This is a genomic window from Pseudomonas migulae (assembly GCF_024169315.1).
In the GTDB taxonomy this organism is placed as follows: Bacteria; Pseudomonadota; Gammaproteobacteria; order Pseudomonadales; family Pseudomonadaceae; genus Aquipseudomonas; species Aquipseudomonas migulae_B.
This window is the reverse complement of sequence record NZ_JALJWR010000001.1, coordinates 1,592,433-1,604,513: the sequence shown is the minus strand read 5'-3', so window position 1 is coordinate 1,604,513 and position 12,081 is coordinate 1,592,433. Positions and strand designations below refer to the sequence as shown.

11 protein-coding genes are annotated in these 12,081 nt (G+C 60.5%); all 11 read right to left on the bottom strand.

Features of this window, described 5'->3' with window-relative positions:
- Positions 1–33: 33 nt before the first annotated feature.
- Entirely contained in the window at positions 34–1,887 is a 1,854-nt protein-coding gene (nuoL, locus tag J2Y86_RS07350; protein ID WP_253429234.1) for an NADH-quinone oxidoreductase subunit L, read from the bottom strand.
- Positions 1,884–2,192, bottom strand: coding sequence for an NADH-quinone oxidoreductase subunit NuoK (gene nuoK / locus J2Y86_RS07345; RefSeq protein WP_007940879.1), 309 nt, complete (start codon positions 2,190–2,192; stop codon positions 1,884–1,886). Before nuoK ends, nuoL begins: the two co-directional genes overlap by 4 nt.
- A gap of 2 nt (positions 2,193–2,194) precedes the next feature.
- On the bottom strand, positions 2,195–2,698 hold the full coding sequence (gene nuoJ / locus J2Y86_RS07340) for an NADH-quinone oxidoreductase subunit J (RefSeq protein WP_253429232.1): 504 nt from the start codon (positions 2,696–2,698) through the stop codon (positions 2,195–2,197).
- Between the two features lie 9 nt (positions 2,699–2,707).
- A complete protein-coding gene (gene nuoI / locus J2Y86_RS07335; RefSeq protein ID WP_007946418.1) occupies positions 2,708–3,253 on the bottom strand; it encodes an NADH-quinone oxidoreductase subunit NuoI in 546 nt (181 codons plus the stop codon).
- A 12-nt stretch (positions 3,254–3,265) separates the two neighbouring features.
- A complete protein-coding gene (gene nuoH, locus J2Y86_RS07330) occupies positions 3,266–4,273 on the bottom strand; it encodes an NADH-quinone oxidoreductase subunit NuoH (RefSeq protein WP_214377217.1) in 1,008 nt (335 codons plus the stop codon).
- A complete protein-coding gene (gene nuoG, locus J2Y86_RS07325; protein WP_253429230.1) occupies positions 4,270–6,984 on the bottom strand; it encodes an NADH-quinone oxidoreductase subunit NuoG in 2,715 nt (904 codons plus the stop codon). Before nuoG ends, nuoH begins: the two co-directional genes overlap by 4 nt.
- 136 nt (positions 6,985–7,120) lie before the next feature.
- On the bottom strand, positions 7,121–8,476 hold the full coding sequence (nuoF, locus tag J2Y86_RS07320) for an NADH-quinone oxidoreductase subunit NuoF (RefSeq protein WP_017339604.1): 1,356 nt from the start codon (positions 8,474–8,476) through the stop codon (positions 7,121–7,123).
- The gene (gene nuoE / locus J2Y86_RS07315) at positions 8,473–8,970 is read right to left on the bottom strand and encodes an NADH-quinone oxidoreductase subunit NuoE (RefSeq protein WP_253429228.1); all 498 of its coding nucleotides are present in this window, start codon (positions 8,968–8,970) and stop codon (positions 8,473–8,475) included. Before nuoE ends, nuoF begins: the two co-directional genes overlap by 4 nt.
- A gap of 2 nt (positions 8,971–8,972) precedes the next feature.
- On the bottom strand, positions 8,973–10,757 hold the full coding sequence (gene nuoC, locus J2Y86_RS07310; RefSeq protein ID WP_253429225.1) for an NADH-quinone oxidoreductase subunit C/D: 1,785 nt from the start codon (positions 10,755–10,757) through the stop codon (positions 8,973–8,975).
- A 72-nt stretch (positions 10,758–10,829) separates the two neighbouring features.
- Complete coding sequence (locus J2Y86_RS07305; RefSeq protein ID WP_007946424.1) at positions 10,830–11,504, bottom strand: NuoB/complex I 20 kDa subunit family protein; 675 nt, start codon at positions 11,502–11,504, stop codon at positions 10,830–10,832.
- A 10-nt stretch (positions 11,505–11,514) separates the two neighbouring features.
- Positions 11,515–11,928 (bottom strand): NADH-quinone oxidoreductase subunit A, encoded by a 414-nt coding sequence (locus J2Y86_RS07300; RefSeq protein ID WP_003223812.1) that lies wholly within the window; start codon positions 11,926–11,928, stop codon positions 11,515–11,517.
- Between the last annotated feature and the right edge of the window lie 153 nt (positions 11,929–12,081).

Here is a 12,081-nt window from a genome sequence, read left to right as displayed (position 1 = left end):
TCAATTCCTTTCGCAAGTTCGCAAGGTTCATATTCAGACCGCTACCAGCACGATGGCGCCGATGACCAGCACGGAGCCGGCTGCCATCGATGCCGCGTACCAACGCAGTTGACCGGTTTCGGTACGACTCAGGGCGGTGTGACCGCCTTTGGCCATACGCGGGATCAGACCGATGGTCTGGTCGAGCGGGTCTTTGCGCAGTACGTGGCTGATCGCCAGGTATGGCTTGACGAACAGTTTGTCGTAGATCCAGTCGAAGCCCCAGGCAGCGAACCACCAGGCCGAAAGGAAGCGGCCGATGCCGCTGTTGGCGATTGCAGTGACGAAACGACGCTTGCCAAGGAACAGCAGCGCGGCCAGCAGGATACCGGCCAGGGCGATGGCGCCCGAAGCGATTTCCAGACTGTGCTTGGCTTCGCCGCCGGCGTGGCCGACGCTCTGCGGCAGCACACCGTGCAGCGGCGGAACGATCATCGCGCCAATGGCGGTGGACAATACGATCAGCACCGACAGCGGCAGCCAGTGAGCAATGCCATGACCGGCGTGCGCTTCAGTCTTCGCTTCACCGTGGAACGCGATGAAGATCAGGCGGAAGGTGTACAGCGAGGTCATGAACGCACCGACCAGACCGGCGTACAGCAGACCGTTGTTGCCGCTGGCGAACGCTTCCCAGAGGATTTCGTCCTTGGAGTAGAAGCCTGCGGTCACCAGTGGCAGGGCCGCCAGGGCCGCGCCGCCGACGATGAAGCTGGCGTAGGCCAGTGGCAGTTTCTTCCACAGGCCGCCCATCTTGAAGATGTTCTGCTCGTGGTGGCAGGCAACGATCACCGCACCGGAAGCAAGGAACAGCAGGGCCTTGAAGAAGGCGTGGGTCATCAGGTGGAAGATCGCGCCATCCCAGGCACCGACGCCCAAAGCCAGGAACATGTAGCCGATCTGGCTCATGGTCGAGTAGGCGAGGATACGTTTGATGTCGGTCTGAACCAGAGCCGCGAAGCCAGCCAACACCAGGGTCACGCCACCGACGATTCCTACTAGATGCAGGATCTCCGGCGCCAGGGTGAACAGACCGTGGGTACGGGCGATCAGGTAGACACCGGCGGTCACCATGGTCGCGGCGTGGATCAGTGCCGAAACCGGGGTAGGACCCGCCATCGCATCCGCCAGCCAGGTTTGCAGCGGCAGTTGCGCGGATTTACCGACAGCGCCGCCCAGCAGCATCAGGGTGGCCATGACCATCCAGAAGTCGCCGGCCTGGAATTTCTGCGGTGCCAGCACCAGCAGTTCCTGAACGTTCAGCGTGCCCAGTTGGGCGAACAGGATGAACAGGCCGATGGCCATGAACACGTCGCCGATACGGGTGACGATAAAGGCTTTCAGTGCCGCGTTACCGTTGTTGCGGTTGCTGTAGTAGAAACCGATCAACAGGTACGAGCACAGGCCCACGCCTTCCCAGCCGAAGTACAGGAACAACAGGTTATCGCCGAGGACCAGGAACAGCATGCTGGCGATAAACAGGTTGGTGTAGGCGAAGAAGCGCGAGTAACCGGCTTCACCGCGCATGTACCAGGACGCGAACAGGTGGATCAGGAAGCCGACGCCGACGACCACACCGAGCATGGTCACGGACAGACCATCCAGGTACAGCGCGAAGTTCGGCGTGAAGCCTTCCACCGCCATCCACTGCCACAACACCTGGGTGTAGTGACCGCCTTCAGGTGGCGCGATGTTGAATTGCCAGATCACGTAAGCCGTGACGATGGCGGACAAGCCGATGGAACCGACGCCGATCAGCGCCGACAGGTTTTCCGAGAGGCGTCCACGGGAGAACGACAGCAGCAGAAAACCTATGAGAGGGAATACGAAAGTCAGATAGAGAAGATTCATCCGCGCATCTCGCTGGCAGCGTCGATATCGAGAGTGTGGAAGCGGCGATACAGCTGCAACAGAATCGCCAGGCCAATACTGGCCTCGGCCGCTGCCAGGCTGATCACCAGGATGAACATGATCTGTCCATCCGGCTGCGCCCAGCGGCTACCGGCAACGATGAACGCCAGTGCGGAGGCATTCATCATGACCTCCAGGCTCATCAGCACGAAGAGAATGTTGCGGCGGACCATCAGGCCGACCAGACCGAGGCAGAACAGGATGCCGGCGACCGCCAGACCATGCTCCAAAGGGATAGCAGGCATCGTCATTGCTCCTTGGCTTCGTTGCGGCCCAAGTGGAACGCCGTGACGGCTGCGGCGAGCAGCAGCATCGAGGCGAGTTCGACCACCAGCAGATACGGGCCGAACAGGCTGATGCCCACGGCCTTGGCGTCTACGGTGGTGTGACCGATGGCCTGGCCGCTCTGATGGGCGAACAGCACGTACAGCAGTTCAACCAGCAGCAGGCTGCCGAGAATCACCGGGCCGAGCCAGATGCCGGGCTTGAGCCAGACGCGCTCTTGCTGAACCGAGGCCGGGCCCAGGTTCAGCATCATCACCACGAACACGAACAGCACCATGATGGCGCCAGCGTAGGCGATCACTTCCAGAACACCGGCAAACGGTGCGCCGAGGGCGAAGAACGTCATGGCCACGGCGATCAGCGAAATGATCAGGTAGAGCAGGGCGTGCACAGGGTTGGTGTGGGTGATCACGCGAAGCGTGGACACCACAGCGATACCCGATGCGAAATAGAAAGCGAATTCCATCTTTCTTCCTTAAGGCAGCAAGCTCTTCACGTTGATCGGCTGGGCTTCATTCTGCGCGGAGCCTTTCGGCTTCCCGGCAATCGCCATACCTGCAACACGATAGAAGTTGTAATCAGGGTTTTTGCCGGGGCCGGAGATCAGCAGATCTTCTTTCTCGTAAACCAGGTCCTGACGTTTGAACTCGGCCATCTCGAAATCCGGTGTCAGCTGGATCGCGGTGGTCGGGCAGGCTTCCTCGCAGAGGCCGCAGAAAATGCAGCGCGAGAAGTTGATGCGGAAGAAGTCCGGGTACCAGCGACCGTCTTCGGTTTCAGCTTTCTGCAGCGAGATGCAGCCGACCGGGCACGCCACGGCGCACAGGTTGCAGGCTACACAGCGCTCTTCGCCATCAGGGTCGCGGGTCAGGACGATACGGCCACGGTAGCGCGGCGGCAGGTACACGGCTTCTTCCGGGTACTGCAGCGTGTCGCGCTTGCGGAAGGCGTGGCCGAAAATCATCACCAGGCTGCGAAGCTGGGTGAAGAAGCCATGCACGATGTCAAATATGTACTTCATGATTCTCTATCCTCACTGAGCCGCGACGGCGGGCGTGTTGAGCAACACGATCGCAGCGGTCACCAGCATGTTGACGAGGGTCAGCGGCAGGCAGAACTTCCAGCTGAAATCCATCACTTGGTCATACCGTGGGCGCGGAATCGAGGCGCGCAGCAGGATGAAGATCATGATGAAGAACGCGGTTTTCAGCGCGAACCAGATGAACGGGATCTGCGGCAGAATGCCGAACGGACCGTGCCAGCCACCGAAGAACAAGGTCACCAGCAGCGCCGAAATCAGCACGATGCCGATGTACTCGCCGACGAAGAACATGCCCCATTTCATGCCGGCGTATTCAATGTGGTAACCGTCGGCCAGTTCCTGCTCCGCTTCCGGCTGGTCGAACGGGTGACGGTGAGTCACGGCCACGCCAGCGATGAAGAAGGTCAGGAAACCGAAGATCTGCGGAATGATGAACCACAGGTTCTGCGCTTGATAATCAACGATGTCGCGCATGTTGAACGAGCCGACCTGGATCACGATGCCCATCAGCGACAGGCCCATGAACACTTCGTACGACACGGTTTGTGCCGAGGCCCGCAAGCTGCCCAGCAGGGCGAACTTGTTGTTGCTCGACCAGCCGGCGAACAGCACCGCGTAGACCGACAGACCGGCCATGGCGAAGAAGAACAGGATGCCGATGTTCAGGTCCGCCACGCCCCAGGTCGGGGTGATCGGGATGATCGCGAAGGCAATCAGCAGGGCGCTCATGGCCACGACCGGTGCCAACGTGAAGATCATCTTGTCGGCGAACGGTGGCGTCCAGTCTTCCTTGAAGAACATCTTGATCATGTCGGCCGCGATCTGGAACGCGCCGAACGGGCCGACGCGGTTCGGACCGTAACGGTCCTGCCAGAGGGCGAGCAAACGACGCTCGACCCAGCTCAGCAGCGCGCCGCAGACCACAACGGCGAGCAGGATCACGATGGCCTGGATGACCGAGATGATCACATCGATCACTTCAGGAGTGAACCAAGTCATAGCGCTGCCTCCTGCAGACCGTCAACGGATTTGCCAAAGATCGCCGGTGGAATGCCGGCGATGCCCGCAGGCAATGCAACCAGACCGGCACCCAGTTCTTCGTTGATGCGCAGCGGCAGACGCAAGGTCTGGCCAGCAACGTTCAAGCTGAGCATGGCGCCGTCATTGACACCCAGGCGATCGGCTTCGGACTTGGCCAATGCCACGTAAGCGGCCGGGATGCGTTCCTGGACCGGTGCGGCTTTCGAAGAGTTCTCTTCGCTGCCGAGCAGGTGGAAGAACGGCACAACCTGCCAGGTGCCCGGTGCCGGGTTGAATGCACGCGGTACAGCAGCGAACCAGTTCAGCGAGTCACCGCTGCTTTCGATCAGGCGGGTGCCCGGGTCGCCAGCGCGGATGTGACCACCGACTTCGTCCTGGAACTTGTTCCAGGCTTGCGGCGAGTTCCAGCCCGGAGACCAGGCGAATGGCACTTGCTGACGCGGTTCGACCGAGCCCGAGTAACCTTCCATCGAGAAGTTGAACGCGGTGTCATTGTCTTGCGGGGTACGCGGTTCGTGCACGCTGATATCGGCGCGCATGGCGGTACGACCGGAATAACGCAGCGGTTCGCGGGCCAGTTTCATGCCCTTGATGCGGAACGCGGCGGACGGAGCGGCATCGACGATACGCGCCAGTTGCGGTGTACTCGAAGCGACGGCAGCGGTGACGTGGTCCAGTTGGGTCCAGTCGATCGGCTGGTTCAGCAGGGTGGCGCGCAGGGCATGCAGCCAACGCCAGCCTTCGTGGACCAGGATGCTCGCGTCCATGTATTTCGGGTCGAAGACCTGGAAGAAGCGCTGGGCACGACCTTCCTGGCTGACCAGCGTACCGTCGCCTTCGGCGAAGCTGGCGGCTGGCAGAACCAGGTGCGCGCGATCGCTGGTGGCGGTCTTCTGATGGTCTGCAACGATCACCACTTTAGCGGCGGTCAGCGCAGCATCGACCTTGGCTTTGTCGGTGCGGGTGTACAGATCGTTTTCCAGCACGACGATGGCGTCGGCCTTGCCGTCGATCACTGCTTGCAGCGCTTCGTCGACCGAGTTGCCACCAAGCATGGCCAGGCCGAGGCTGTTGGCTTCTGGCACGATCAGGCTGATGGAACCGTTCTTCTCGCGCAGCTTCAGGGCTTTGGCGATGTTGGCGGCGGCTTCGATCAGCGCCTTGGAACCCAACGAGGTACCGGCAATGATCAGAGGGCGCTTGGCGGCGAGCAGGGCATTGGCGATGCGCTGAGCCAGTTCAACGGCTTCGGCGTCGAGGCCTTCAACCGCTGGAGCGCTGGCGTCGAGGGCGTGCGCCACGGCGAAACCGATGCGGGCCAGGTCGTCGGGCGCTGCGTGAACGCACTCTTCGGCGATGTCGTCGAGCTTGGTTTCTGCCAGGCTGGCGATGAACAGCGGGTTCAGTTCGTGCTGACCGATGTTCTTCACCGCAGCGTCGAGCCAAGGCTGAACGCGCATGGCGTCGGCCATGTCTTCGGCCTTGCCCTTGACCGATTGACGCAGGGACAGGGCCATGCGAGCAGCGGTCTGGGTCAGGTCTTCACCGAGGACGAAGATCGCGTCGTGGTCTTCGATGTCGCGCATGTTCGGGATCGGCAGCGGGCTGTCTTTCAACACCTGCATGACCAGACGAATGCGTTCCAGCTCGGAGGCTTCGATACCGGAGTAGAAGTGCTCGGCACCGACCAGTTCGCGCAACGCGTAGTTGCTTTCCAGGCTGGCACGCGGCGAACCGATACCAACGATGTTGCGACCGCGCAGCAGGTCGGCGGCTTTATCCAGCGCTTCGTCGAGGCTTAGCTTGGCGCCATTGGCCAGCAATGGCTGACGCGGGCGGTCTTCGCGGTTGACGTAGCCATAGCCGAAACGGCCACGGTCGCACAGGAAGTACTGGTTGACCGAACCGTTGAAACGGTTTTCGATCCGACGCAGTTCACCGTAGCGTTCGCCCGGGGAAATGTTGCAACCGCTGGAGCAGCCATGGCAGATGCTCGGCGAGAACTGCATGTCCCACTTGCGGTTGTAGCGCTCGGAGTGAGTCTTGTCGGTGAACACACCGGTCGGGCAGACCTCGGTGAGGTTGCCGGAGAACTCGCTTTCCAGGGTGCCGTCTTCAACGCGACCGAAGTACACGTTGTCGTGGGCGCCGAACACACCGAGGTCGGTGCCGCCGGCGTAGTCCTTATAGAAGCGCACGCAGCGGTAGCAGGCGATGCAGCGGTTCATCTCGTGGGAAATGAACGGGCCCAGTTGCTGGTTCTGGTGGGTACGCTTGGTGAAGCGATAACGGCGCTCGTTGTGGCCGGTCATCACCGTCATGTCTTGCAGGTGGCAGTGACCGCCTTCCTCACAGACCGGGCAGTCGTGAGGGTGGTTGGTCATCAGCCATTCAACGACGCTGGCGCGGAATACTTTCGCTTCTTCGTCGTCGATGGAGATCCAGCTGCCGTCGGTGGCGGGGGTCATGCAGGACATGACGATCCGACCACGCTTGTCGTTTTCGTCGGTGTACTGCTTGACCGCGCACTGGCGGCAAGCGCCAACGCTGCCAAGGGCTGGGTGCCAGCAGAAATAAGGGATATCGAGGCCTAGCGACAGACATGCCTGTAACAGGTTGTCTGCCCCATCGACTTCGAGCTCTTTGCCGTCTACGTGGATAGTGGCCATGGTTCAAAGTTCTTCGTTGGCCCGGTATCAGCGGGCGTGGCTAATGGAATCTTGTTGTTCGTCCGAATCCAAACAGCCCATGAAAGGCGTCATCGAACGAAAGGCGAAGGGCACGGACCCTTCGCCTTTTAAAGCGTTAAGCGCCGACTACGATCGGCCTTGCCAGAGGCGGGACGACGGCGCTGGTAGGCGCGATGCCGGCTTCGAACTCATGGCGGAAGTATTTGATTGCGCTGCCCAACGGCTCCACGGCGCCCGGTGCGTGAGCACAGAAGGTCTTGCCCGGGCCGAGGAAGCCGACCAGACCCAGCAGGGTCTCGATGTCGCCGGCTTGCCCTTCACCGTTCTCGATCGCGCGCAGCAGCTTGACGCTCCACGGCAGACCATCACGGCACGGGGTGCAGAAACCGCACGACTCACGGGAGAAGAACTCTTCCATGTTGCGCAGCAGGGAAACCATGTTGACGCTGTCGTCCACCGCCATGGCCAGGCCGGTACCCATGCGGGTGCCAACCTTGGCGATGCCGCCGGCGTACATTTGTGCGTCGAGGTGTTCCGGCAGCAGGAAACCGGTACCGGCGCCGCCTGGCTGCCAGCACTTGAGCTTGTAACCGTCGCGCATGCCGCCGGCGTAGTCTTCGAACAACTCGCGACCGGTGACGCCGAATGGCAGTTCCCACAGGCCAGGGTTCTTGACCTTGCCGGAGAAGCCCATGAGCTTGGTGCCCATGTCTTCACTGCCTTCGCGGGCCAACGATTTGTACCAGTCCACGCCGTCGGCAATGATCGCCGGGACGTTGCACAGGGTTTCAACGTTGTTCACGCAAGTCGGCTTGCCCCACACGCCAACGGCGGCAGGGAAGGGCGGCTTGGAGCGCGGGTTGGCGCGGCGACCTTCGAGGGAGTTGATCAGTGCGGTTTCTTCACCGCAGATGTAACGCCCGGCGCCGGTGTGGACGAACAGCTCGAAATCGAAGCCGCTACCCAGGATGTTCTTGCCCAGCAGGCCGGCTGCCTTGGCTTCTTCCACGGCACGGTTGAGGTGCTTGGCGGCGGTGGTGTATTCGCCACGCAGGAAGATGTAGCCACGGTAGGTTTTCAGTGCGCGGGCACTGATCAGCATGCCTTCGATCAGCAGATGGGGCAGTTGCTCCATCAGCATGCGGTCTTTCCAGGTGTTCGGCTCCATTTCATCCGCGTTGCACAGCAGGTAGCGGATGTTGATGGATTCGTCCTTGGGCATCAGGCCCCACTTCACGCCCGTGGGGAAGCCTGCACCGCCGCGACCTTTGAGGCCGGCGTCTTTCACGGTCTGGACGATGTCGTCCTGAGCCATGTCGGCAAAGGCCTTGCGCGCAGCGGCGTAACCGTTCTTGGCCTGGTACTCGTCGAGCCATACGGCTTCGCCGTCGTCACGCAGACGCCAGGTCAACGGGTGAGTCTCGGCCGAACGCTTGATGCGGTTGGCTGGACCGAAGGAAGTCAGGGTCATACGTAGCCCTCGAGCAATTTGGCAACGCCGGCAGGCTGCACATCACCGAAAGTGTCGTCGTCGATCATCAACGCCGGCGCCTTGTCACAGTTGCCGAGGCAGCAGACCGGCAGCAGGGTGAAACGACCGTCGGCGGTGGTCTGACCGAGGCCGATGCCCAGCTTGCCCTGGATTTCGCTGACCACGGACTCGTGGCCGCCGATGTAGCAGACCATGCTGTCGCAGACGCGAATGATGTGACGGCCGACGGGCTGACGGAAGATCTGGCTATAGAAAGTGGCCACGCCTTCAACGTCGCTCGCCGGGATGCCGAGGATTTCGCCGATGGCGTAGAGCGCGCCGTCAGGGACCCAGCCACGTTCCTTCTGGACGATCTTCAGGGCTTCGATCGACGCCGCGCGCGGGTCTTCGTAGTGATGCAGCTCGTGCTCGATGGCCGAGCGCTCGGTTTCACTCAAGGTGAAACGGTCTGTCTGGATAAGCGTGCTGTTCATGCTTAGCGGTCCACGTCGGCCATAACGAAATCGATACTACCCAGGTACGCGATCAAGTCCGCGACCATGCTGCCTTTGATCACCGAAGGGATCTGCTGCAGGTGCGGGAAGCTTGGGGTGCGAATCCGGGTGCGGTAGCTCATGGTGCCGCCATCGCTCGTCAGGTAATAACTGTTGATGCCCTTGGTCGCTTCGATCATCTGGAAGGATTCGTTGGCCGGCATGACCGGGCCCCACGAAACTTGCAGGAAGTGCGTGATCAGGGTCTCGATGTGCTGCAGCGTGCGCTCTTTCGGCGGCGGCGTAGTCAGCGGGTGATCCGCCTTGTACGGGCCTTCCGGCATGTTGCGCATGCACTGCTCGATGATCTTGATGCTCTGGCGCATTTCTTCGACGCGCACGATGCAACGATCGTAGGCATCGCCATTGGCGGCCAGCGGCACTTCGAATTCGAAGTTCTCATAACCGGAGTACGGACGCGCTTTGCGCAAGTCGAAGTCGCAACCGGTCGAACGCAGGCCGGCACCGGTGACGCCCCATTCGAAGGCCTCTTTGGTGTTGTAGGCTGCAACGCCGATGGTCCGGCCTTTGAGGATGCTGTTGTCCAGTGCGGCTTTCTGGTATTCGTCCAGACGCTTTGGCATCCACTCGACGAAGTCTTTCACCAGTTTTTCCCAGCCGCGCGGCAGGTCGTGGGCGACGCCACCGATGCGGTACCAGGCCGGGTGCAGACGGAAACCGGTAATGGCTTCGATCACCGTGTACGCCTTCTGACGGTCGGTGAACGTGAAGAACACCGGGGTCATGGCGCCGACGTCCTGGATGTAGGTACCCAGGAACAGCAGGTGGCTGGTGATCCGGAAGAACTCGGCCATCATGATGCGGATGACGTCGACCTTCTCGGGCACCTTGATGCCGGCCAGCTTCTCGACCGAGAGCACGTACGGCAGGTTGTTCATCACACCGCCGAGGTAGTCGATACGGTCGGTGTACGGGATGAAGCTGTGCCAGGACTGACGCTCGGCCATCTTCTCGGCACCACGGTGGTGGTAACCGACGTCCGGCACACAGTCGACGATCTCTTCACCGTCCAGCTGCAGAATGATGCGGAACGCACCGTGCGCGGAAGGGTGGTTGGGACCGAGGTTGAGGAACATGTAGTCCTCGTTCGCACCGGAACGCTTCATGCCCCAGTCTTCAGGCTTGAAGCGCGCGGCTTCTTCCTCAAGCTGTTGCTTGGCCAGGTTCAGGGTGAACGGGTCGAACTCGGTGGCACGGGCCGGGAAGTCCTTGCGCAGCGGGTGACCTTCCCAGGTCGGCGGCATCATGATGCGGGTCAGGTGCGGGTGGCCGGCAAAGTCGATGCCGTACATGTCCCACACTTCACGCTCGTACCAGTTGGCGTTCGGCCAGATACCGGTGACGGTCGGAACGCTGAGGTCGCCCTCGGACAAGGCGACCTTGATCATCACGTCACTGTTACGTTCGATCGACATCAGGTGATAGAACACAGTGAAGTCGGCGCCGCTTGGCAGCCCTTGACGCTTGGTGCGCAGACGCTCGTCCACGCCGTGCAGGTCATAGAGCATGACGTACGGCTTGGGCAGATTGCGCAGGAAGGTCAGGACTTCGACGAGTCTGGCGCGGGCAACCCAAAGTACCGGCATGCCGGTGCGGGTAGGCTGGGCGGTGAACGCCTCGGGGCCAAAACGGTTGTTCAGTTCGACGACCACATCCTGGTCGTCTGCCTTATAAGGCGGGATGTACAGAGCACTGCCTGTAGTCATGGTTATTTATCGCTTTCGGTCAACGTAAAGAATGAAGCCAGTGTCACGTTCTATTAAAGAAGCAGATCTGGATCAGACTTCGTCGGGGCTGCGCAGGTTGGTGACTGCGATTCGCTGTTCGCGGCGCTTTTCCTTCTCCGAAGGCATCTCGGCGCGGTATACGCCTTGATCACCAACGACCCAGGAAAGCGGACGACGCTCCTGTCCAATCGACTCCTGCAAGAGCATCAAGCCTTGCAGAAAAGCTTCAGGACGGGGCGGGCAGCCAGGCACGTAGACGTCCACGGGCAGGAACTTGTCCACCCCTTGAACGACAGAGTAGATGTCGTACATGCCACCGGAGTTGGCGCACGAACCCATGGAGATAACCCATTTAGGTTCGAGCATTTGCTCGTAGAGACGCTGAATGATCGGCGCCATCTTGATGAAGCAGGTACCGGCGATAACCATGAAATCCGCCTGGCGCGGCGATGCCCGGATAACCTCGGCGCCAAAGCGCGCGATGTCGTGGGGCGCCGTGAAGGCGGTGGTCATTTCCACGTAGCAGCACGAAAGACCGAAGTTATACGGCCACAGGGAGTTCTTGCGCCCCCAGTTGATCGTGCCGTTAAGCACGTCTTCGAGCTTGCCCATGAAGATGTTTTTGTGGACTTGATCTTCTAACGGATCGGAAACGGTTTCCCGTTCGCCAATCGGATACTGCTCGTTAGGAGCATCGGGGTCGATCCTGGTGAGATTGTATTGCATTGCCAAAGCCTCATTGTTTCAGCTTCGCCTGCCGCTTGCGACGAGCTTCCGGAGCCCAGTCAAGGGCGCCCACTCGGAACAGGTAGACAAGACCTGCCAACAGAATTGCTATGAAAACGAGAGCTTCGACGAATCCGGTCCAGCCGCTTTCGCGGACGGACACAGACCATGCAAAGAGAAAGAGGGCTTCGATATCGAAGATCACGAAGAGCATCGCGACCAGATAGAATTTGGCTGAGAGCCGCAAGCGGGCGCCACCTGTAGGTAGCATGCCGGACTCGAACGGTTCGTTTTTGCTGCGGCCCCAGGCTTTTGACCCGAGGAGGCTGGAGACACCGAGCATGAAGGCGCAAAGGCCGACAACGCCCAGAAGGAAAATGGCAAAGCCCCAGTTGTGGGCCATGAGTCCTGTCGCTTCGGGCATGCTGGTAATCCTTAACAGAGAGCAAAGGTCTCTGAGCTTGAAAAGAAACAAAGCAGTGACGATATGTCGCAGCAATCAATCCCGCTGATTTTATGGCACAACACCGTGCAAGTAAAATTCAGATAGCGAAATTATTTAGCGGAATAAGGACAT